The organism is Oceanimonas marisflavi (genome assembly GCF_003049725.1).
Taxonomy (GTDB): domain Bacteria; phylum Pseudomonadota; class Gammaproteobacteria; order Enterobacterales; family Aeromonadaceae; genus Oceanimonas; species Oceanimonas marisflavi.
Genome location: NZ_QAGM01000005.1, coordinates 152490 through 174612, shown reverse-complemented (window position 1 = coordinate 174612; position 22123 = coordinate 152490). Strand labels below are relative to the sequence as shown.

Genomic DNA, 22123 nt, shown 5'->3' with positions numbered 1-22123 from the left:
AATCGCGCAAGGCCCGAAGGTCCCCTGCTTTCCCCCGTAGGGCGTATGCGGTATTAGCCGTCGTTTCCAACGGTTATCCCCCTCGACCGGGCAGATCCCCAAGCATTACTCACCCGTCCGCCGCTCGCCGGCAAAAGTAGCAAGCTACTTTCCCGCTGCCGCTCGACTTGCATGTGTTAGGCCTGCCGCCAGCGTTCAATCTGAGCCATGATCAAACTCTTCAATTAAAAGCTTGGACTCAATGAATATCTGAATTGCTGCTATTGCTAGTGCACTTCACAAATCATTGAAAAACAATATTTCTTGTTTCTCAAACGACTGCGAGTGCCCACACAGTTTGCTTGATAAATTGTTAAAGAGCGTTGACCGCTTTCGCTGGTCAGGGCTGCGTATTCTACGCAATCCTTGGTGTTCGTCAAGCGTTGTTTTGAACTTTATGTTGTTCGCTTTCAACCCTTGTGACCGTGAGCTGCTTGCCCCGTGTCAGTGGATGCGCATTATAGGGAGCCGCGATTTTTGCGCAAGGGCTTTTTTCATAAAAAACGCTCCCACTGCATCGTTCGCTCATTATCTGAGCAGAGGCGTGTTTTCCTTCTTTATATGCCTCACCTTATACTGAATGTTCGGGTCTATATCACGGATGCAGCCATAAGGGGCTTTGAGGTAAGATAGCGCCCCTTTTTTGCCCCCTTCAGCTTGGAGAATTGAATGCCTTTTTCCCTCGGCCAACGTTGGATCAGCGATACCGAAACCGATCTGGGACTGGGAACCGTGGTTGCCATTGATGTGCGCATGGTGACCATGTTGTTCCCCGCCTGTGGTGAGAACCGTATGTACGCCATCAACGATGCTCCCGTGACCCGAGTCATGTTCAACCCCGGCGATGTCATCAGTAGTCATGAAGACTGGGAGCTGGAGGTGGAGTCGGTGTCCGAGCAGGACGGCTTGCTGGTTTATCACGGCAAACGTCTTGATATCGAGGAAGAAACCAGCCTGAAGGAAACCTTCCTCAATCACTTTATCAAGCTGAACAAGCCTCAGGAGCGGCTGTTTGCCGGGCAAATTGACAAGATTGGCCGCTTTAACCTGCGCTACCAGGCGCTGATGCACCAGTTTAATCAGCGCCGCTCGCCCCTGCGCGGTCTGGGCAGCGGCCGTATTGGCCTGATCCCCCATCAGCTGCATATCGCCCATGAGGTAGGTAACCGTCACGCCCCCCGAGTGCTGCTGGCCGATGAAGTGGGCCTGGGCAAGACCATTGAAGCGGGCATGATCATTCAGCAGCAATGGCTGTCGGGTCGCGCCGCACGCATTCTTATCCTGGTGCCCGATGCCCTGATCCACCAGTGGCTGGTGGAAATGCTGCGTCGTTTCAACCTGCATTTTGCGCTGTTTGACGAAGAGCGTTGCGTCGAGGCCTTTGCCGATTCCGCCAATCCCTTTGACACCGAGCAGCTGGTGCTGTGCAGCCTCGATTTCATCACCAAAAAACGCAAGCGTTTTGAACAGCTGGCCGAGAGCGACTGGGATCTGCTGGTGGTGGATGAAGCCCACCATCTGGTGTGGGATGCCGAGCGTCCGAGCCGGGCCTATGAGGTGGTGGAAGCCCTGGCCGAAGAAACCCCAGGGGTGTTGCTGTTGACCGCCACCCCGGATCAGCAGGGCCACGAGAGCCATTTTGCCCGCCTGCGTCTGCTCGATCCCGAGCGCTTTTATGACTACGACGCCTTTCTCGCGGAAGAAGAAGAATACCGCCCGCTGGCCGAGGCTGCCGAGTCGCTGCTGAGCGATGCCCCGCTGGACGCCGCTGCCCGTCAACGCCTGGCGCCCTTTATGGACGGCGAAAAAAGCGCCAGCCTGGATACCTCCGAACAGCGCCGGGCACTGCTGGCCCGCCTGCTGGATCACCACGGCACCGGTCGTCTGCTGTTCCGCAATACCCGTCAGGCCATCAAGGGCTTTCCGTCGCGCCGGCTGCATACCCACCCGCTGCCCCTGCCTGCCCAGTATAAAACCGCCATTCGTGTGGCTGGCCTGATGGGCAGCCATCAGGACACCGCCGCCCAGGCATTGCAGGCGCTGTATCCGGAAGAGATCTATCGCCAGTTTGAAGGCGGTGACAGCAGCTGGACCCAGTTCGACAGCCGGGTCGAGTGGCTGCTGGAGTTCCTCAAGGAAAACCGTAACAACAAGATCCTGATCATCACCGCCAAGGCCGGCGTGGCGCTGGCGCTGGAAGAAGTGCTGCGCACCCGGGAAGGCATTCGTGGCACCGTGTTCCACGAAGGCATGTCGCTGCTGGAGCGGGACAAAGCCGCCGCCTATTTTGCCCAGCAGGAAGGTGGCGCCCAGGTGATGATCTGCTCCGAAATCGGCTCTGAAGGCCGCAATTTCCAGTTCTCCCACCAGCTGGTGCTGTTTGACCTGCCGCTGAACCCGGATTTGCTGGAGCAACGCATCGGCCGTCTGGACCGCATCGGTCAGCAGCACGATATCGATATTCACGTGCCCTATCTGGAAGGCACCGCCCAGCAGGCGCTGACCCTGTGGTATGAGCAGGGCATGGATGCCTTCAGCAAGCCCAATGCGGTGGGACAGCCGGTGTATCAGCAGGTGTCTGAGCGCCTGCTGGAACTGCTGGCCGGTCACGGCCAGGACAGCGAGGCGCTGGCCCAACTAATTGAAGACACTCGTGCCCTCACCCAAGCGCTGATCAGCCAGATGGAGCAGGGCCGGGATCGGCTGCTGGAGCTCAACTCCAGCGGCGCCCTGCAGCAGCACAATCTGGCGGAACAGCTGGCGGAAACCGACGAAGATCCGACCCTGGCCATTTTTGCCATCAAGCTGTTTGACGAAGTGGGCGTGCATCAGGACGACAAGGGCGAAAATGCCATTGTGCTGCGCCCCACCGAACAGATGCTGGTACCGAGCTTTCCCGGCCTGCCCGAAGACGGCGCCAGCATCACCTTTGACCGGCATACCGCCCTGGGGCGGGACGATTTGCAGTTTCTGAGCTGGGATCATCCCATGATCCGCGGCGGCATCGATCTGGTGCTGGGCTCGGAAATCGGCACCACCTCGGTGGCCATTCTCAAGAACAAGGCGCTGCCGGTGGGCACCCAGTTCGTTGAACCCATTTTTGTGGCCGAATCTGCCCATCACGCCCAGCTGTACCGTTTTCTGCCGCCGGCGCCCATTCGCCTGCTGCTCGACAAGAACGGCAACAACCTGGCCGACAAGGTCAGCTTTGAGGCCTTTGACAAGCAGCTCAGCCCGGTCAACCGCCATCTGGGCAGCAAGCTGGTAAACGCCTCGCAAACGGTGATCCATCAGCAGCTGCAGGTCGCCACACCGCTGGCCGAGGCACAAATGGAGCAACTGGTAGAGCAGGCCCGGGAGCGCATGCATCAGGCCATGGATCAGGAGCTGAGCCGTTTGCAGCAGCTGGCCAGGGTCAACCCCAATGTGCGCCAGAGCGAGATCGATCATGTCCAGGATCTGAAAACCGAACTCGACAACCTGCTCAGCCATACCCGCTTAAAACTGGACGCAATCCGGTTTATTGTGGTCAGCCATCAATAACGGAAGAGCCAGAGCATGGTATTGCTGCGTTACGATCCGCCGCTGGATCCCCAGTTTGAGGTGCTGTACCAGGATGACAGCATCATAGTGCTGAACAAGCCCAGTGGCCTGCTCAGTGTGCCTGGCCGCGAGTTGTGCCATCGCGACAGCCTGTCGCTCAGGGTGTCGCGGGTGTTTCCCACGGTACAGGTGGTGCACCGGCTGGACATGGCCACCTCCGGGGTGATTGTGATGGCGCTGAACCCCAAGGCCCACCGGGAGCTCAGCCGCCAGTTCCGCGAACGGGAAACCGAAAAGCGCTACTATGCCTGGGTGCATGGCCAGCCAGTGGCAGACGAGGGCAGTATCGATCTGCCCCTGTGCTGCGACTGGCCCAACCGCCCCCGGCACATGGTGAGCCATGAACACGGCAAAAAAGCGCTGACCCACTGGCGCTGCCTGCGCCGTGAGCACAAACGCAGCCTGATGGAGCTGACCCCCATTACCGGTCGCTCCCATCAGCTGCGGGTGCACATGCTGAGCCTGGGGCACCCGATTCTGGGTGACAACCTCTATGCCGAGGGCGAGGCGCTGACCATGGCGCAGCACCTGCAACTGCACGCCGCCTGGCTGGCCTTTCGCCACCCCAGATACAAACACCGGCTGGAGTTCACTGCGCCGGCGCCCTTTGATATGGCTGACTGACAATGTCTGAAAGAACGGAGTCATGATGAAACTGGTATTTCTCGACCGGCAAACCCTGGCGCCAAGCGTGCAGCTGCGCCGCCCGGCCTTTGATCACCTCTGGCAGGAATATGCAGAAACCGCGCCGGAGCAGGTGGTGCAACGCCTGCAACAGGCCGAGGTGGCCATTGTCAACAAGGTGAAAATCGGTGCCGCCGAGCTGGCAAAACTGCCCCAACTCAGGCTGATCGCCCTGGCCGCCACCGGCAGCGACAATGTGGATCTAGGCGCCTGCCGGAACGCTGGCGTGGCGGTGTGCAATATTCGCAACTACTCGGAAAGTGCCGTGCCCGAGCACGCCCTGTCGCTGATGATGGCGCTCAGCCGCAATCTGCACGCCTACCGGACATCGGTGGCCGGTGGCCGCTGGCAGCAGTCGGGCCAGTTCTGTTATTTCGACTACCCGGTGCGGGATCTGAAAGGACGGACGCTCGGGCTGATTGGCTATGGCACCATTGCCCGGGATCTGGAGCGGCTGGCCCGTGCGCTGGGCATGAAAGTGATCGTCGCCGCCCGCAAGGGCCAGCCGACCACCGAGGGACGATTGCCCTTTGAGCGGGTGCTGACCGAGGCCGATGTGATCAGCCTGCACTGCCCGCTGACCGAGGATACCCGCCATCTGATTGGCGAGCGGGAGCTGGCCATGATGAAACCGGATGCGCTGCTGATCAACGTGGGCCGGGGCGGTCTGGTGGACGAGCAAGCGCTGCTGAACGCCCTGAAGGAGAAGCGCATTGGCGGTGCCGGCTTTGATGTGGTCAGCGCCGAACCGCCGCCCGTGAATCATCCGCTGATGCAGGCCCTGGAGTGCCCCAACTTTATTCTGACACCGCATATCGCCTGGGCCAGCCAGGCCTCCATGCAACGGCTGGCGGATCAGCTGATCGACAATATCGAGGCCTTTGCAGCAGGGCGGGAACAAAACCGGCTGGTGTGAGCCCGTGAGGGGTGAAGAGTAAGGGGTGAGGAGTGCAGGCGGTCACTCACCTCGCTCTCCCCTCCTCACCCCTCACATCAACGAAGATTGCGGGCGGCCTTGATGGTTTCCCAGGCCTGCTGAATGTCCTGGGCCTTTTGTTTGGCCATTTCCATCATTTCCTTGGGCAGGCCCTGGGCCACCAGCTTGTCGGGATGATGCTTGGACATCTGCCGGCGATAGGCCCGCTTCACTGTGGCATTGTCGGCCTGTTCATCCACTTCCAGAATGCGATAGGCATCTTTCAGCCGCTCGCCGGGGGAAGGCGCAAAGCCGCCCGCTCCGCTGCCTCCCCCCTGGCGATACATATGCAGCTGGGCCTCGGCATAGGCCAGCAGCTGCTCCAGCTCCTGTGTGGAAAAACTCAGCTCAGCGGCAATCACATGCAGCAGCTGCCGCTCGGCCGGGTGCAGCTCACCGTCGGCAAACACCAGCTGCAGCTGTACTTCCATAAAAAAACGCAACAGGTTGCGGCTGTTGCGCACCCGGGAGCGAAACCGGCGCAGGGTTTCTGTTAACGGAAAATCGCTTTCCTTGCCATCCCGAAATGCCTGCTGCGCCTCTGCTTTTTGCTCGGGGCGCAAACGCATCTGCACCATCAGCCGCTCGGCCAGCCGAATTTCCTCAGTCGTTACCCGGCCACTGGACTTGGCCAGGTGCCCCATGGTGGCAAAGGTGGCGTACAAAAACTCCTGTTGGGCACTTTTGGCAAAGCCCCAGGCGCCGGCAAGCTTGCGATCCACCAGGTGTCCCAGCCACAGCCCCAGCAGGGCGCCCATCCAGCTGCCGATGAGCAAGCCAAACAGGAAACCGATAACCTTGCCCTTGATATGTGCCGGCATTCACTGCCCTCCGTGAACGGAAAAGCGGACAGTGCCGGCCACGGCGCAGCATCTGAAAAAAAAGAATAATGTCATAGGATTGTTTTCCGCGGAGCAGTACCGGTCGGGCCGGGCCCCGGCGTAGAGCTGGCAGCGAGAATGCTTTATCATAGCCCGCTACCATAAAAGAATGACACCAAAAGCTCAACCAGCCCGCAGGACCCCGGGCGGTGTCGCCAACACCAGGAACGAGAGCATCACCCCATGAAAATACGGATTATTGGCCTTCCCCTGTTGTTCGCATCCGGTCTGGCTCAAGCCCAGTATACCGGCACGGAACTGGTCGGTGAGCCGGCGGCCGACGCTGCTCCCCTTCCCTTCAGCCGCTGTTTCAGTCACGTGCCGTTGCGTGTTGAAGGTGAAAAGGATACCAATGCGCCTGTTACCGTCACCGCCGAGGTGCTCAACGCCACCCGTGACGGCAAAATACTCTATCAGGGGGATGTGGAAGTCATACAGGGCGATCGCCGGTTCAGCACCGACTACCTGGAGCTGGAGCAGCAAAGCCGGGACGTGCTGGCCGAAGGCAATATTCAGCTGAGCGACGGCACCATTACCGTGGAAAGCGACACGACCCTTACCGGCAACCTCACCAGCAAGGACACACAGCTGGATCAGGCCCGTTATCAACTGCACGGAGATCCGGGCCGGGGGGAAGCGCGCCGGGTGCAGCTGACCGGGGAAAACGGCCAGGTTGACCTCAGCGGGGCCAGTTACACTACCTGCCCACCGGGAGAAGAGGTGTGGCAACTGAAGGCCAGCACGGTACGCGTAGAGCAGGACGAGATCTTTGGCGAGGCCTGGAATGCGGTGTTGTGGCTGGGTGACATGCCGGTGTTTTATTTCCCTTATATCAAGTTCCCGGTCAAGAATGAGCGCCAGAGTGGCCTGCTCTACCCGACCCTCGACATCAGCAGCGACAACGGCACCGATATTCGCCTGCCCTACTACTGGAACATTGCTCCCAATTACGATGCCACCATCACCCCCCGCTACATGGAAAAGCGCGGCACCATGGCTCAGCTGGAATTCCGCTATCTGCCGGTGGCCGGTCAGAGCGGTGTGCTCTACGGCGAATACCTGTCCAGCGATGACAGCCTGAGCGACAACCCTCAGGCCAGCGAAGAATGGCGGGAGGATCCCCGCTGGCTGTTTAACTGGCGGCACAGTGCCCGCTTTGATGACGATGGTCACTGGCGCGGAAATGTCAACTACACCCAGGTGGCGAGCTGGGATTACAACTATCTGGAAGACTTTGATCCCCCTGTCGGCACCCTGGTCGACAACCAGCTGCTGCAGTCACTTCAGGGCGGCTATTACAACCGGCACTGGCAGCTCACCACAGAAGTGCGCGACTACCAGATACTGCAACCAAACCTGCCCACCCAGCCGTTTCAGCTGATGCCGGCGCTGGTGCTGAACAGCTACCAGGGGCTGGGTGATTTTGATCTGGCCCTGGACTCGGAGCTGACCCGCTTTGGCAACAAGGATGAAAATACTTATCAGGCCACCCGGTTTCATGCCGAGCCCAGGTTAATCTATTCCATCGTCGATCAGCCCGGCGTTCAGCTCAAGGCAGATGTGGGCGCCTACTACACCCATTACGAGCAGGATATACCCGCCACCCTGGCACCTTTTTATCGTGATGAATGGGGCTTTGATAGCGACACCCTGGACACCAGTGTGGATCGGCTGCTGCCCCGGCTCAGGGTTAACGGCGGCCTGGTATTTGACCGGAAAGCCCGCTGGTTTGAACAGGACTTTACTCAGACCTTGGAGCCCCAGCTGCAGTATCTGTACGTGCCCTTTGAAGAGCAGGACAATATTGGCCTGTACGACACCACCACCATGCGCCAAGACTATTACAGCCTGTTCAGCGATCGTCGTTTCGCCGGTCTGGATCGCATCAGCGACGCCAATCAGCTGACCGCCGGCTTTACCAGTCGTATCTACGACGAGTCCGGAACCGAACGGCTGCGCCTGGCCCTGGCCCAGACCTTTAACTTCACGCCCCCCAGGGTCAAACTCTACCCCGGTGAACAGCTGGACGAAACCAAGCGCTCCTTCCTGACCTTTGAAGGGGATCTCAACCTCGATAACAACTGGTTTATACACGGTGAGGCTCAGCAGGACACCCGCAATCACCGTCTGGCGGCGGGTAATATCACCCTGGAATACAACGAGCAGGGCCGGCTGGCCCAGCTTGGCTTTCGCCACCTGAACCGCAACTACTTTGCCGACAGCCTGAACGACGATCTCAACCAGGCAGGCGGCACCGTCTTCTGGCCGGTCGCCCCCCAGTGGAGCCTGGTAGGCGGCCATTACCGGGATATTGAACTCCATCGCAATATCGATACTCTGATAGGACTGCGCTACGACTCCTGCTGCTGGGCGGTGAGCCTGGTATGGGAGCAGTGGCAGAAGGAAGACAAGTTGTTCAACCCCACTGGCACCAATCAGGAGACCAGCATAGGGCTGCGCTTTGAGCTGAAGGGGTTCAGCTCCCTGGGTACCGGCAGCGGCGAGTTCAAGCCAGGCACTCAATTGTTACCCTACTATCGCCCGTTCAACCTCAATAACTGATTATTCATTGTGCACAGGATTTGTCATGAACCAAAGATGTAAACAACTGCTGATGGCCACCGCACTGGGCCTGCTGTCGGCCATCAGCCAGGCCGCCGAAGTGCTGGACAGAACCGTGGCCCAGGTTAATAACGACGTGGTACTGGAAAGTCAGCTCAACGCGCTGGTGGCTCAGGTACGCCAAAGCGCGAAAGCCGCCGGCCAGCCCCTGCCTGATGATCAGCGCCTGCGCAAACAGGCGCTGGAGCGGCTGATCCTGGAGAGCCTGCAGCTGCAGCAGGCAGAGCGACTGGGCCTGCGTATTACCGACACCCAGCTGGAGCAGGCACTGGCCAATATTGCCCGCAGCGAAGGCAAAACCCTGGATCAGCTGCGGGCCAGCGTGACCGCCAACGGCCAGAGCTGGGCCGCCTTTCGCGAGCAGGTTCGCAATGAAATTCTGATGAGTGAACTGGCCCGCAATCAGGTGCGCCGGCGCATCAATATCTCCGATCAGGAAGTGAAGCAGGTGGTGCAGATGATTCGGGAGCAGGGCCGAAGCAACGCCCGTTACCAGGTGGGCAACATACTGCTGCCCCTGCCCGCCAATCCCAGCAGTGAGCAACTGCGCCAGGCCAACCGTCAGGCCGAGCAACTGCTTGCCGAACTGAAAAATGGCGCCGACTTCCGCAAGCTGGCCATCGCTCACAGCGGCGGTCCCAAGGCGCTGGAAGGCGGCGACTGGGGCATGATGAGCATGGGAGAAATGCCGTCCCTGTTCAGCGAGGCGGTGAGAAATCATGCAAAAGGTGATATTATCGGCCCCATTCGCTCCGGCGCCGGTCTGCATATTCTTACCATTTTCGACATGAAAGGCGGTAAAAAGCAGTCCGTGCAGGCACTGGAAGTCCGGGCCCGTCATATTCTGATCAAGCCTTCCGTCATTCTCAGTGAAGACAAGGCCAGAGCCATGCTGGAAGGGTTCGCCCGCTCCATTCGCAGTGGTGAAGCCACCATGGCGGAGCTGGCCGGACAGTTTTCCGATGATACCGGCTCTGCCGTTAATGGCGGTGACCTGGGCTGGGCCTCACCCGAGCTGTATGTCAGCAGTTTCCGTGATACCGTCAGCCGGCTGCAGCCGGGGGAACTGAGCGAACCGTTCCGTTCCGAGCACGGCTGGCACCTGGTGCGGCTGGAAGACAAACGCGTGCTGGACGCGACCGAGCAGGCCACCGAACAACGGGCCTATCAACTGATTTTCAACCGTCGCTTTACCGAAGAAGTGCAGACCTGGCTGGATGAGCTCAAGGATCAGGCCTATATCCGTATTGTCGACGCTCAATTATCCGATGGTGATTCGTGAGTTGTAAACGCATAGCCATAACCCCGGGCGAGCCCGCCGGCATCGGCCCCGAGCTGATGCTGGCACTGGCCGATCTCGACTGGCCGGCCGAGCTGGTGGTGATCGCCGACCCGGAACTGATCCAGTCCCGGGCCGAAGCCCTGGGCCGTGACATTACCCTGCTGCCCTATCAGCAACAGGCCGAGCCGAAGCCCCAGATGGCCGGCACCCTGACCATAGAGCCGGTAAAACTGGCCAAACCGGCGGTGCCCGGCGTGCTCGATGAAGCCAATGGTCTTTATGTGCTGGAAACCCTCAAACGGGCTTCAGACGGCAACATGAGTGGTGAATTCGACGCCGTGGTCACAGGACCGGTCAACAAGGGCATTATCAACAAGGCCGGAGTGTCCTTCAGTGGCCACACCGAGTTCTTTGCCCAGCAGGCCAATGTGCCCGACGTGGTCATGCTGCTGGCCACTCCCGGCCTGCGCGTGGCCCAGGTCACCACCCACATTCCCCTGGCCTATGTGGCCCGGGCCATTACTGCGGAGCGACTGACCAGGATCACCCGCATTCTTCACGCCGAGCTGAAAAGCAAGTTCGGCCTGGCCAGCCCGCGCATTTATGTGTGCGGCCTCAATCCCCACGCCGGGGAAGACGGTCATCTGGGCCGGGAAGAGATCGATGTGATCATTCCCACCCTGAACGAGCTGCGTGAAGAAGGCATGGATCTGGTAGGACCGCTGTCGTCCGATACCGTGTTCAACGAGAAGAACATGAAGGACGCCGACGCCTTCCTGGCCATGTATCACGACCAGGGGCTGCCGGTGCTGAAATACATCGGCTTCGGCAAGGCCGTCAATATTACTCTGGGGTTACCCTTTATTCGTACTTCGGTGGATCACGGCACTGCTCTGGAGCTGGCCGGCACCGATCAGATAGACGCAGGCAGCATGCTCTGCGCCCTTAATCAAGCCATTGAGATGATAGAAAAACGCGATGAATAGCAAGGTCCACCAGGGGCACAAGGCCCGCAAACGTTTTGGCCAGAACTTTCTGCACGATGACTACACCATCGATCAGATCGTCAATGCCATTCATCCGTCCGATGATTACACCATGGTGGAAATCGGCCCTGGCCTGGGGGCCCTCACCGGCCCGGTGTGCGATCGCATTGAGCGCCTTAACGTGGTGGAGCTGGACCGGGATCTGGCCGCACGGCTGGAAACCCACCCGTTTCTGAAAGACAAGCTCAGCATTCACCAGGCCGACGCCATGAAGTTCGACTTCGCCAGCCTGTGCGAGCCGGGCAAGAAGCTGAAGATCTTCGGCAACCTGCCCTACAACATCTCCACCCAGCTGATGTTTCATCTGTTTGAGTTCTCGGCGCTGGTGGCCGATATGCACTTTATGCTGCAAAAGGAAGTGGTCAACCGCCTTGCCGCCGGCCCCGGCAGCAAGGCCTATGGCCGTCTGAGCGTGATGGCCCAGTATTACTGTGAGGTGGTACCGGTGCTGGAAGTAGGTCCGGAAGCCTTCAGGCCCGCTCCCAAGGTGGACTCGGCGGTAGTACGCTTGCTGCCTTATGAGACCCCGCCCCATCCGGTGAAAAACCTGAAGGATCTTTCCCGGGTGACCGCCGATGCCTTTGGCCAGCGCCGCAAAACCATTCGCAACAGCCTGAGCCATTTGTTCAGCGCCGACGAAATCTCGGCCCTGGGCCTGGATCCGTCCGCCCGCCCCGAGCAACTGACCCTGGCCCAGTACGCTACCCTGGCCAACGCCCTGGCTCAAAAAAAGGAGTCCTGATGTCCGCCGCTGTCATTCACATTTCCCCGGTTCCCCGCTATCTGGCCGAGCGCTCATCACCGGAAGACGATCACTATGTGTTCGCCTATACCATCACCATCACCAATAGGGGCGATGAGCGGGTGACCCTGATCAGCCGGCGGTGGCTGATCACCGATGCCAACGGAAAACGGGTGGAAGTGGAAGGCAGCGGTGTGGTAGGCGAGCAACCCACCATTGATGCAGGCAGCGACTATACCTATACCAGCGGTGTCAGCCTGGAAACCCCGGTGGGGGTGATGGAAGGCTTTTACACCCTGCGCCGGGACGACGGCAGCGAGTTTGAAGCCCCCATTCCCGCCTTTCGGCTGGCCCTGCCCAACCTGATCAACTGATGGCCACCTATATTGTCGGCGATCTCCAGGGTTGCCTGAACGAGCTGAACCGGCTGCTGGCGGAGGTGGGCTTTACTCCGTCCCGGGACCAGCTCTGGCTGACCGGCGATCTGGTGGCCCGGGGGCCGGACTCCCTGGGCTGCCTGCGCCGGGTCATGGCTTTGGGCAATGCCGCCACCACCGTGCTGGGCAATCATGATCTGCACCTGCTGGCAGTGGCCGCCGGTCTGCGGCCACCGAAAAAGGCCGATCGCATTCACGACATTCTCCATGCCGCCGACAAGCCCGATCTGCTCTACTGGCTGCGACAGCAACCACTGCTGGCCCGCCATGAGCAGCACGGCTTTGTGATGACCCACGCCGGTATTCCGCCCCAGTGGAGCCTGGAGCAGGCCGAAAACGCCGCTCGTATGGCAGAGGCCGAGCTGCGCTCTGCCCATTACCGGGATCGGTTGAGTGACATGTATGGCAACCAGCCCGATGCCTGGCGCGAGGATCTTGGCGATTCCGAACGGCTGCGCTTTACCATCAATGCCTTTACCCGTATGCGCCTTTGCCATAACGACGGCCGGCTGGATTTTGACTTCAAGGAAGGCCTGAAAAGCGCTCCGATGGAGCTGAAACCCTGGTTTGAGTTGCGGGATCAGCATGAGGATCCGCCCCTGGTGTTTGGTCACTGGGCGGCACTGGAAGGTCATTGTGAAAAGCCCGACATCCATGCGCTGGATACGGGTTGTGTGTGGGGGGGCAGCCTCACCCTGCTTTGCTGGGAAACCGGCGAGCGCATCAGCACGCCCTGCCCGGCGCATGCATAATTTGTAGGCCCCAATTTATTGGGGCAACAAAACGACCTGTTGCACAATTTGCCCGGCTGAAGCCGGGCCTACAACTAAACCCGATCCCATACCTGAAACCGGCAGTCATATTCGTTACGCTCGTCGGCGGCGCGGACTTCTTCGCTGACCAGCCGCCACTCATTCTCGTTGATGGCCGGAAAATGTGTGTCGCCGTCAATGCTGGCGTCGATGCGGGTGATATAAAGCCGCGAGGCCTTTGGCAACAGGGCTGCGTATAACTGCCCGCCGCCCATTACCATGACTTCTTCCGCATTCGCCAGCAGGGTCAGGGCCGCCTCGGGGGACGACACCAGCTCGGTACCGGCCGGGGCCTCGGCGAGAGAGCGGCTGACAATCACATTACGCCGCCCCGGCAGCGGCCGGCCAATGGACTCATGGGTATTGCGCCCCATCACCACCGGCTTGCCCAGAGTAGTCTGCTTGAAATAAGCCAGATCCGCCGGCAAATGCCAGGGCATGTCATTGTCACGGCCAATCACCCCATCCCGGGTCATGGCCACGATCATCGACAGCGTCATACCAGCCCTCTTATTCCTTGGTGTAGATGACATGGCCGTCGTCTTCTTCATCATCCCAGTCATCATCGTCGTCTTCCGCTTCGGTCAGGGCGGCCTGATGGTACTCATCCCACTTGAAGCTGACCGGCTCCCGGGCCGCTTCCAGCTCTTCCTGGCTCCGCGGGTGCTCTTCCAGGAACGCCATCAGCGCCTGGGTCAGCTCACGGGTACCTTCCTTGCTGATGGCGGTCATGCGGTGCACCGGTCCCTGCCAGTCCAGCAGCTCGGTCACCCGGCCGATAATCTCCTCGGCCTGCTCGTCGTCCACCAGATCCAGCTTGTTGAATACCAGCCAGCGCGGCTTGTTGGCCAGCTCTTCGCTGTACTGGTTCAGCTCATTGACGATGATGTCGGCGTTGTCGGCGGGATCGGTGCCATCGACAGGCAGCACATCGATAATATGCAGCAGCACGCGGCAACGCTCCAGGTGCTTGAGGAAGCGGATGCCCAGACCGGCGCCATCGGCGGCCCCTTCAATCAGCCCGGGAATGTCCGCCACCACAAAGCTCTTCTGGCCGTCACAGCGCACCACGCCCAGATTGGGCACCAGGGTGGTAAAGGGGTAATCCGCTACCTTGGGCTTGGCCGCCGAGACCGAGCGGATAAAGGTGGACTTGCCGGCATTGGGCAGGCCCAGCAGGCCCACATCCGCCAGCAGCAGCAGCTCCAGCAGCACGTTGCGGATCTCGCCCGGCGTGCCGTTGGTCTTTTGCCGCGGCGCCCGGTTGACCGAGCTCTTGAAACGGGTGTTGCCCAGACCGTGAAAGCCGCCCTTGGCCACCAGCAGTTTCTGACCATGACGGGTCAGATCCCCGAGGATCTCGCCGGTCATCTCGTCCTTGGCGCGGGTGCCCACCGGCACTGTCAGCACCAGATCCTTGCCCCGCTTGCCGGTACAGTTGCCACCCCGGCCGTTTTCGCCCCGCTCGGCCCGGTGGAAGCGCTCAAAGTGATAGTCGATCAGGGTGTTGAGGTTTTCATCGGCCAGCATATAGACATCGCCGCCATCACCGCCGTCACCACCGTCGGGGCCGCCCTTGGGAATGTATTTCTCCCGGCGAAAGCTCACACAGCCATTGCCGCCGTCTCCCGCCTCGATGCGGATTTCCGCTTCATCGACAAATTTCATTTCACTGCTCTCCCATTCGTTTTCTGAGCCTGTCTATCCGGCTCGTGCCGAACGTGCCTTCAATAAAGCAAAAAGCCCCGCCGGTTGGCGGGGCTTTTATAAAGTTCTGATTGAACCTTACTCGGTTACAATGCTGACGAACTTGCGGTTCTGAGGACCTTTAACTTCAAACTTCACCTTGCCGTCGGCTTTGGCGAACAGAGTGTGGTCCTTGCCCAGGCCAACGTTGTCGCCGGCGTGGAATTTGGTGCCGCGCTGACGAACGATGATGTTGCCCGCCAGGACAGATTCACCACCGTAACGCTTTACACCAAGACGTTTGCTTTCTGAATCGCGACCGTTACGAGTAGAGCCGCCTGCTTTTTTGTGTGCCATGGAACTTAACTCCTCTCTTAGGCGCTGATACCAGTGATCTTCACTTCAGTGAACCACTGACGGTGACCCTGCTGTTTGCGAGAGTGCTTACGACGACGGAACTTGACGATCTTGACCTTTTTGCCACGACCGTGAGCAACTACTTCTGCAGTTACCTTGCCGCCGTCTACATAGGGAACACCGACTTTAACGTCTTCACCTTGGGCCACCATCAGCACTTTGTCGAACTCGACAGCAGCGCCGGTTTCTACGTCCAGCTTTTCCAGACGAACAACCTGGCCTTCGGCTACACGGTGCTGTTTTCCGCCGCTTTGGATTACCGCGTACATGATTTTAACTCCGAATATGGCACTTTTGCCCATCGAGGGGCCGTGCACTAAAACTGTTTTACAATGGTCGCGCATTGTACGCAAATTGATCCCCCGAGACAAGGGGAGAGAGCGCAAAAAAATGACACCCGTCCGCATTGCAGGCGGTGCCTGCCCGGACAGGTTTATCCCTTTGACGAATCGTGTAAAATCCTATCATCAATGAATTCACACTGCATCGTCCGGCTTATAACTTTATGGTAGATATCAACAGGATCAAACAACTGACCGAGCAGGACATGCAAGCGGTCAACGAACTCATCATGACCCGGCTGCAATCGGATGTTTCCCTGATTAACCAGCTGGGTTTTTATATCGTCAGCGCCGGCGGCAAGCGCATGCGTCCCATGCTGACCGTGCTGGCGGCCCGGGCCCTGGGCTACGAAGGTGAAGCTCACCGGAAACTCGCCGCCATTATCGAATTCATTCACACCGCCACCCTGCTGCACGACGATGTGGTGGACGAGTCGGATCTGCGCCGGGGCCGGGATACCGCCAACGCCCTGTTTGGCAATGCCGCCAGCGTACTGGTGGGGGACTTCCTCTATACCCGCGCCTTTCAGATGATGACCGAGCTCGACAATATGCGCATCATGCACATTCTGAGCGACGCCACCAATATCATCGCCGAAGGGGAAGTGCTGCAGCTGATGAACTGCAACGATCCCGACACCACCGAAGCCAGCTACATGCAGGTGATCTACTGCAAGACCGCCAAGCTGTTTGAAGCCGCCACCCGGCTGGCGGCGGTGCTGACCCATCAGCCCGAGGCTACCGAGCAGGCCATGCTCGACTACGGCAAGTATCTGGGCACCGCCTTTCAGCTGATGGACGATGTGATGGACTACAGCTCGGACGCCAGCGACATGGGCAAGAACGTGGGTGACGATCTGGCCGAAGGCAAACCCACCCTGCCCCTGCTGCGGGCCATGGAGAAAGGCACAGCGGAACAGCGTGAGCGCATTCGCGATGCCATTGCCAACCGCACCGGCATGGATCACCTGGACGAGATCATGGCCATTCTGGCCGAGACCGAGGCGCTGGAATACAGCCGCCAGCGCGCCCGGGAAGAGGCACAGAAAGCGATTGACGCCCTCAATGTGCTGCCGGAGTCCGACCACAAGGCGGCCCTGGTGGATCTGGCCCATATGGCGGTAGAGCGCACCAGCTGATGGCTACCGTGCTTCAGCCTGGAGCCTTGTAGGCGCCGCTTTAGCCGGCGCAAATCTGCAGGCGGCACAGGATTAAAGGTGTGCTGCGCACACCCTGCCGGCTGAAGCGGCAGCTACGAAAAATATCGTTTACCCGAAAACAAAAACGCCGGCTCAGTGAGCCGGCGTTTTTTATGCGGACCGTTCAGGCATTAAGCCTCAAACGGATGGCGCAGTATCATGGTCTCGGCGCGATCCGGACCGGTGGAGATGATGTCTACCGGTACACCGGTCAGCTCTTCAATGCGCTTGATGTAATCGCGCGCCGCCTGAGGCAGACCTTCAACTGTGGTCACACCAAAGGTGTTGTCGCTCCAGCCGGGCATGGACTCGTATACCGGGGTCACTGTCTCGTAACCTTCGGCGGCCATCGGCGGTACGTCCTGCACGGAGCCATCAGGCATGCGGTAACCGGTACAGATCTTGATTTCTTCCAGACCGTCGAGCACGTCGAGCTTGGTCAGGCAGAAGCCGGTGATGGAGTTGACCTGAATGGCGCGCTTCATGGCAACCACGTCGAGCCAGCCGGTACGGCGCTTGCGGCCGGTGGTGGCACCGAACTCGTGACCTTTCACACCCAGGTGCTGACCCACATCATCAAACAGCTCGGTGGGGAACGGACCTGAGCCCACGCGAGTAGTGTAGGCCTTGATGATGCCCAGCACATAGTCCACGTAGCAGGGACCAAAACCGGAGCCGGTGGCCACGCCGCCAGCGGTGGTGTTGGAAGACGTCACATAGGGGTAGGTACCGTGATCGATGTCCAGCAGGGTGCCCTGGGCGCCCTCAAACATGATGCGGTCACCGTTACGGCGGGCCTTGTCGAGCATGTCGGTGACATCCACCACCATGCTGGTCAGCAGCTCTGCGTAGCCCTTGGCCTGCTCCAGTACGGCGTCGTAAGAAACTTCTTCTTCGCCGTAGAAGCCTTTCAGCTGGAAGTTGTAGTAGGCCACAATTTCCTTCAGCTTGTCGGCAAAGGTGTTCATGTCGAACAGATCCCCCACGCGCAGACCGCGACGGGCCACCTTGTCTTCGTAGGCCGGACCGATACCACGACCGGTGGTGCCGATGGCCTTGGCGCCACGGGCCTTTTCCCGGGCCTGATCCATGGCAACATGGTAGGGCAGGATCAGCGGGCAGGCTTCGCTCAGCTTGAGGCGTTCACGTACCGGTACACCGCTTTCTTCCAGGCCGGCCATTTCCTTGAGCAAAGCGTCGGGAGACAGCACCACGCCGTTGGCGATGATACAGGTGCAATTGTCGCGCAGGATACCGGAGGGGATGAGATGGAGGACGGTCTTCTTGCCGTCGATGACCAGGGTATGTCCGGCGTTGTGGCCGCCCTGATAACGTACAACATAACGAGCCTTGTCGGTCAGCAGATCGACAACTTTGCCCTTGCCTTCGTCACCCCACTGGGTGCCAAGTACAACAACGTTTTGTCCCATTTTCACTAACTGTCGAGTTGTTAAAAATGGAGTCTAACAAATTTTGACCAAGGCCGGAACTGCCAGACGGCCGGATTGCCGAAAATATTATCGCAAAATGAAAAAAGCCCGGTTGCCCGGGCTTGTTATCATGCATGGTGATCAGTTGGATCCGGCAGGATCCTTGAGATAGCGGAAGAAGTCTCCGTCGGGTTTGAGGATCATCATGTCACCGCCCTGCTCAAAACTCTTGCGATAGGCTTCGAGGCTGCGGATAAAGGTGAAAAACTCCGGATCGGCGGCATAGGCCTCGGCGTAGATCTTCGCCGCCTCGGCGTCCCCCTCACCACGCAGGGTACGGGAGTTGCGCTGGGCATCGGCGATCATGATGGTCACCCGGCGATCGGCCTCGGCCTTGATGATCTCGGCCTGCTCACGACCTTCGGAGCGGTGCTCCCGGGCCACAGCGGTCCGCTCGGCACGCATGCGCTGGTAGATGGAGTTGGACACCTCGGTAGGCAGGTTGATCTGCTTGATCCGTACATCCAGCACCTTGATACCCAGCTCGGACGACGACTCCAGCAGTCCCTTGAGGGCACTTTCCATCACGTCGCCCCGCTCGCCGGAGACGATATCGCGAATGGTGCGGCTACCGATTTCCGAACGCAGGCTGTTGTTGATGCGCCGGCGCAGCAGGCTTTCGGCCTGCAGACGGTTACCGCCGCCGGTGGCCAGATAGTAGGCTGCGAAGTTGTCTATGCGCCATTTCACGTAGGAGTCGATGATCAAGTCCTTTTTCTCGGAGGTCACAAAGCGATCCACCTGATCATCCAGGGTCTGAATGCGGGCATCGAGTTTGCGTACCTGATCGATCATCGGCACCTTGAAGTGCAGGCCCGGCTGATACACCACCGGCAGCTCGGAGTCCTGCTCACGCTTGACCTTGCCGAACTGCAGCACGATGCCGCGCTCGCCCTCGGCCACCACAAATACCGAAGAAAACAGCAGTATGACCAGCAGGGCCAGCACCACGAGTAACAGTCTTTTCATCGTTTAGTTTCTCCCTGACGTCGGACGAATGCTGGTTCTGTCGGAGCCCGGCCGAAGCTGGCCGCTGTCCTGACCGGAAGACGCATTGTTGTTGTTCAGGTAGTCGGAGGTGATCACATTGGGATCCACCTTGGCCTCACGCCTGGCCTGCTGCTCCATGAGCTTGTCCAGCGGCAGGTACATCAGGCTGTTGTTGCCCTCGGGTGTATCCACCACCACCTTGTTGACCTTGCTGTAGATCTCTTCCATCGTTTCCAGATAGATACGCTGGCGGGTCAGATCGGGCTGCAGCTCATACTGAGGCAGCAGCTCGCGGAAACGGGCCACCTCACCCTCGGCGCGCAGGGCCACCTGCTGCTTGTAGGCTTCGGCTTCCTGCAACAGACGCTGAGCCTGACCACGGGCCTTGGGTTCAATTTCCCGGGCGTAGGCCTCGGCTTCACGAATAAAGCGCTGCTCGTCTTCTTGGGCGGCGATGGCGTCGTCAAACGCATCCTTCACTTCTTCCGGCGGACGGGCCGGCAGGAAGTTGAGATCCAGGATCATCAGACCCAGCTGATAGGGCTCGATGATCTGCTCCAGCAGTTCGCGGGTTTCCTGTCGCACCCGTTCACGACCCACGGTGAGTACGTCATCCATGGTGCTGTGACCGACCACATAACGCAGGGCGCTGTCGAGGGCCTGATGCAGACTGTCGTCGGCATTGGTCACGTTGAACAGGTAGTCACGGGGCTCAATGACCCGGTACTGTACGTCCATCTCCACCCGCACCAGGTTTTCGTCCCGGGTCAGCATAAAGCCGGACGCCGGCAGTGAGCGCACGGTTTCCACGTCCACCGGATACACCCGGTCGATAAAGGTGGCTTTCCAGCTCAGGCCGGGTTCTACCGTCTGGTAAAACTTGCCAAAACGCAGTACCACGCCACGTTGGGCTTCGCCAATGGTATAGAAACCGCTGACCACCCACACCGCCAGGGCGATAACCAGCACCACGGTCACACCAAAAGAGCCGAGACCACCGCCGCCGCTGCCGGAGCCGCGACCACCCAGTAATCCCCCCAGTTTTCCGCTCAGGTTGCGAATCACCTTGTCCAGATCCGGCGGGCCCTGATGCTTGCCGTTATTCCCCCAGGGATCACGGTCTTTGCCACCATTTCCAGGCTCATTCCAAGCCATTTGTATCTCCGTCTTTCTGGTTTATGAAAATAACTCTATCAAGCAATTGATCATTCAGGCAATCAATCGCTTATAAAGTGTTCCAGCTGCTCGCCTTCCTGCTTGAGCAACCGGTGCCAGTCGGCCTGCTGCAAACGTATATCCACCACAAACTCGCCCTGCTCACCAAAGGACTCGGCCACGATGCCGTTAAGGGCATACAGCCGGCTGCGCAGGCGCGAGGCTGACGGCGGCAGGGTCAACCGGTGCTCGACCAGGGTACCGGCCAGCAATTCATTCAGCGAATCCAGCAGACCGTCTATACCCAGTCCTTGTTGCGCCGAGACCCATACCGCCCGGGGGCGGCCTTCGTCGTCCCGCTCAATGCGGGGCTCGGGCGGGTCCAGCTTATCGATCTTGTTGAACACCATCAGCACCGGAATCTCGTCGGCCTCAATCTGCTCGAGCACCGAGTTGACCTCGTCGATATTGTCCCGCATCTGCTCATCGGCACAGTCCACCACATGCAGCAGCAGATCCGCGTCCCGGGTTTCCTGCAGGGTGGCCTTGAACGCCGCCACCAGATCATGAGGAAGATGGCGAATAAAGCCTACCGTGTCGGCCAGAATGGCCGGACCGGCATCGGGCAGCTCGATTTTGCGCAGCGTGGGATCCAGGGTCGCAAACAGCTGATCCGCCGCATACACATCAGACTCGGTAAGACGGTTGAACAGGGTCGACTTGCCGGCGTTGGTATAGCCCACCAGTGACAGGGTGGGAATCTCGTTACGCTGACGTGCCCGCCGTCCCTGCTCCCGCTGCCGGGACACCTTTTCCAGCCGCTTCTGAATGTACTTGATGCGTTCGCGCAGCAGCCGGCGGTCGGTTTCCAGCTGGGTTTCACCCGGGCCACGCAGGCCGATACCGCCCTTTTGCCGCTCCAGGTGGGTCCAGCCCCGCACCAGCCGGGTAGACAGATGGCGCAGCTGGGCCAGTTCCACCTGCAGCTTGCCTTCGTGAGTACGGGCGCGCTGGGCGAAAATATCGAGAATAAGGCCGGTGCGGTCAAGCACCCGGCATTTGACTTCCCGCTCCAGGTTACGCTCCTGGGCCGGCGACAGGCTGTGATTGAAGATAACCACGTCGGCCTGATGCATTTGCACCAGGGCCGCCAGCTCTTCTACCTTGCCGGTGCCGATAAAGAACTTGGACTGGGGCGCAGCCCGGCTGGAGGTCACCACGGCACAGGTAGTCACACCGGCGGAATCCGCCAGCAGCTCCAGCTCTTCGAGGTCTTCCCGCTCGCTGTCGTCGGTAAAATTGATATGAACCAAAATGGCGGACTCGCCACCCTGATAGCGCTCAAACAAGGTGTGTCCTCCGTCGTCTGGCCGGTGAAAATACAGCGTGACTGCTGCTGGTATCGAATAAAATCAGACTCAACCCTGATCCTGCTCGCTGTCGGCCTGCTCCTGACCACCGCTTGAAGGCGTCAGATGATGCACCGGACGAGCCGGCACCACGGTGGAAATGGCATGCTTGTAGACCATCTGGCTGACGGTGTTTTTCAGCAGAATAACAAACTGGTCAAAAGACTCTATCTGGCCCTGAAGCTTGATGCCATTCACCAGATAAATGGAGACGGGAACCCGCTCGCGACGCAGCGCATTCAGAAACGGATCCTGCAGTGATTGCCCCTTAGCCATTTTATTGTCCTTATCTTTTGTAATAGTGGAAACTTA

20 protein-coding genes and 1 rRNA gene are annotated in these 22123 nt (G+C 59.4%); 10 read left to right on the top strand and 11 right to left on the bottom strand.

All coding sequences use genetic code 11. The features are described 5' to 3' along the window. Nucleotides 1-227: ribosomal RNA gene (locus DA373_RS05310) — 16S ribosomal RNA — on the bottom strand; the annotation flags it as partial. Between the two features lie 481 nt (nucleotides 228-708). Between DA373_RS05310 and rapA the strand changes: the two genes are divergently transcribed. From rapA to DA373_RS05295, 3 genes are read left to right on the top strand one after another with little or no spacing between them, the layout of a single operon-like run. Then, entirely contained in the window at nucleotides 709-3582 is a 2874-nt protein-coding gene (gene rapA, locus DA373_RS05305; RefSeq protein ID WP_107851288.1) for an RNA polymerase-associated protein RapA, read from the top strand. Nucleotides 3583-3603: 21 nt separating this feature from the next. Then, complete coding sequence (locus DA373_RS05300; protein WP_198650241.1) at nucleotides 3604-4266, top strand: RluA family pseudouridine synthase; 663 nt, start codon at nucleotides 3604-3606, stop codon at nucleotides 4264-4266. Nucleotides 4267-4288: 22 nt separating this feature from the next. Continuing rightward, the gene (locus DA373_RS05295) at nucleotides 4289-5242 is read left to right on the top strand and encodes a D-2-hydroxyacid dehydrogenase (RefSeq protein ID WP_198650237.1); all 954 of its coding nucleotides are present in this window, start codon (nucleotides 4289-4291) and stop codon (nucleotides 5240-5242) included. A 77-nt stretch (nucleotides 5243-5319) separates the two neighbouring features. Here the strand turns inward: DA373_RS05295 and djlA are convergent, their stop codons facing one another. Continuing rightward, nucleotides 5320-6123 carry a co-chaperone DjlA gene (djlA, locus tag DA373_RS05290; RefSeq protein ID WP_107851286.1) on the bottom strand — a complete coding sequence of 268 codons (804 nt, stop codon included), beginning with the start codon at nucleotides 6121-6123 and terminating at the stop codon, nucleotides 5320-5322. A gap of 243 nt (nucleotides 6124-6366) precedes the next feature. Here djlA and lptD point away from each other — a divergent pair, with 243 nt between their 5' ends. From lptD to DA373_RS05260, 6 genes are read left to right on the top strand one after another with little or no spacing between them, the layout of a single operon-like run. Continuing rightward, entirely contained in the window at nucleotides 6367-8745 is a 2379-nt protein-coding gene (lptD, locus tag DA373_RS05285; protein ID WP_107851285.1) for an LPS assembly protein LptD, read from the top strand. A 25-nt stretch (nucleotides 8746-8770) separates the two neighbouring features. Then, nucleotides 8771-10087, top strand: coding sequence for a peptidylprolyl isomerase SurA (gene surA / locus DA373_RS05280; RefSeq protein ID WP_232821197.1), 1317 nt, complete (start codon nucleotides 8771-8773; stop codon nucleotides 10085-10087). Beyond that, nucleotides 10084-11073: a 4-hydroxythreonine-4-phosphate dehydrogenase PdxA gene (gene pdxA, locus DA373_RS05275; protein WP_107851284.1), complete on the top strand. Its 990-nt coding sequence runs from the start codon at nucleotides 10084-10086 to the stop codon at nucleotides 11071-11073. The genes surA and pdxA overlap by 4 nt, the downstream gene beginning before the upstream one ends. Beyond that, a complete protein-coding gene (gene rsmA, locus DA373_RS05270; RefSeq protein ID WP_107851283.1) occupies nucleotides 11066-11875 on the top strand; it encodes a 16S rRNA (adenine(1518)-N(6)/adenine(1519)-N(6))-dimethyltransferase RsmA in 810 nt (269 codons plus the stop codon). The genes pdxA and rsmA overlap by 8 nt, the downstream gene beginning before the upstream one ends. Beyond that, the gene (gene apaG, locus DA373_RS05265) at nucleotides 11875-12249 is read left to right on the top strand and encodes a Co2+/Mg2+ efflux protein ApaG (protein WP_107851282.1); all 375 of its coding nucleotides are present in this window, start codon (nucleotides 11875-11877) and stop codon (nucleotides 12247-12249) included. The genes rsmA and apaG overlap by 1 nt, the downstream gene beginning before the upstream one ends. Then, the gene (locus DA373_RS05260) at nucleotides 12249-13064 is read left to right on the top strand and encodes a symmetrical bis(5'-nucleosyl)-tetraphosphatase (protein WP_107851281.1); all 816 of its coding nucleotides are present in this window, start codon (nucleotides 12249-12251) and stop codon (nucleotides 13062-13064) included. Before apaG ends, DA373_RS05260 begins: the two co-directional genes overlap by 1 nt. A 74-nt stretch (nucleotides 13065-13138) precedes the next feature. Here DA373_RS05260 and folA read toward each other — a convergent pair whose 3' ends face one another. From folA to rplU, 4 genes are all read right to left on the bottom strand, one after another. Next, entirely contained in the window at nucleotides 13139-13624 is a 486-nt protein-coding gene (folA, locus tag DA373_RS05255) for a type 3 dihydrofolate reductase (protein ID WP_107851280.1), read from the bottom strand. A gap of 10 nt (nucleotides 13625-13634) precedes the next feature. Continuing rightward, nucleotides 13635-14792, bottom strand: coding sequence for an Obg family GTPase CgtA (gene cgtA, locus DA373_RS05250; RefSeq protein WP_107851279.1), 1158 nt, complete (start codon nucleotides 14790-14792; stop codon nucleotides 13635-13637). A 117-nt stretch (nucleotides 14793-14909) separates the two neighbouring features. Then, entirely contained in the window at nucleotides 14910-15167 is a 258-nt protein-coding gene (gene rpmA / locus DA373_RS05245; RefSeq protein WP_014291574.1) for a 50S ribosomal protein L27, read from the bottom strand. 17 nt (nucleotides 15168-15184) lie between these two features. Then, nucleotides 15185-15496 (bottom strand): 50S ribosomal protein L21, encoded by a 312-nt coding sequence (rplU, locus tag DA373_RS05240; RefSeq protein WP_014291573.1) that lies wholly within the window; start codon nucleotides 15494-15496, stop codon nucleotides 15185-15187. 236 nt (nucleotides 15497-15732) lie between these two features. On the opposite strand from rplU, the gene ispB reads away from it, so the two are divergent. Next, complete coding sequence (gene ispB / locus DA373_RS05235) at nucleotides 15733-16707, top strand: octaprenyl diphosphate synthase (RefSeq protein ID WP_107851278.1); 975 nt, start codon at nucleotides 15733-15735, stop codon at nucleotides 16705-16707. Between the two features lie 191 nt (nucleotides 16708-16898). On the opposite strand, the gene DA373_RS05230 is transcribed toward ispB, so the two are convergent. The 5 genes from DA373_RS05230 to hfq form a co-directional block, all read right to left on the bottom strand. Next, complete coding sequence (locus tag DA373_RS05230) at nucleotides 16899-18197, bottom strand: adenylosuccinate synthase (RefSeq protein WP_107851277.1); 1299 nt, start codon at nucleotides 18195-18197, stop codon at nucleotides 16899-16901. Nucleotides 18198-18338: 141 nt separating this feature from the next. After that, nucleotides 18339-19226 carry a protease modulator HflC gene (gene hflC / locus DA373_RS05225; RefSeq protein ID WP_107851276.1) on the bottom strand — a complete coding sequence of 296 codons (888 nt, stop codon included), beginning with the start codon at nucleotides 19224-19226 and terminating at the stop codon, nucleotides 18339-18341. Between the two features lie 3 nt (nucleotides 19227-19229). Further along, entirely contained in the window at nucleotides 19230-20402 is a 1173-nt protein-coding gene (gene hflK / locus DA373_RS05220; RefSeq protein WP_107851275.1) for an FtsH protease activity modulator HflK, read from the bottom strand. Between the two features lie 62 nt (nucleotides 20403-20464). Then, complete coding sequence (gene hflX, locus DA373_RS05215; protein ID WP_107851274.1) at nucleotides 20465-21751, bottom strand: ribosome rescue GTPase HflX; 1287 nt, start codon at nucleotides 21749-21751, stop codon at nucleotides 20465-20467. A 69-nt stretch (nucleotides 21752-21820) separates the two neighbouring features. After that, a complete protein-coding gene (hfq, locus tag DA373_RS05210) occupies nucleotides 21821-22087 on the bottom strand; it encodes an RNA chaperone Hfq (RefSeq protein ID WP_107851273.1) in 267 nt (88 codons plus the stop codon). Nucleotides 22088-22123 lie beyond the last annotated feature (36 nt).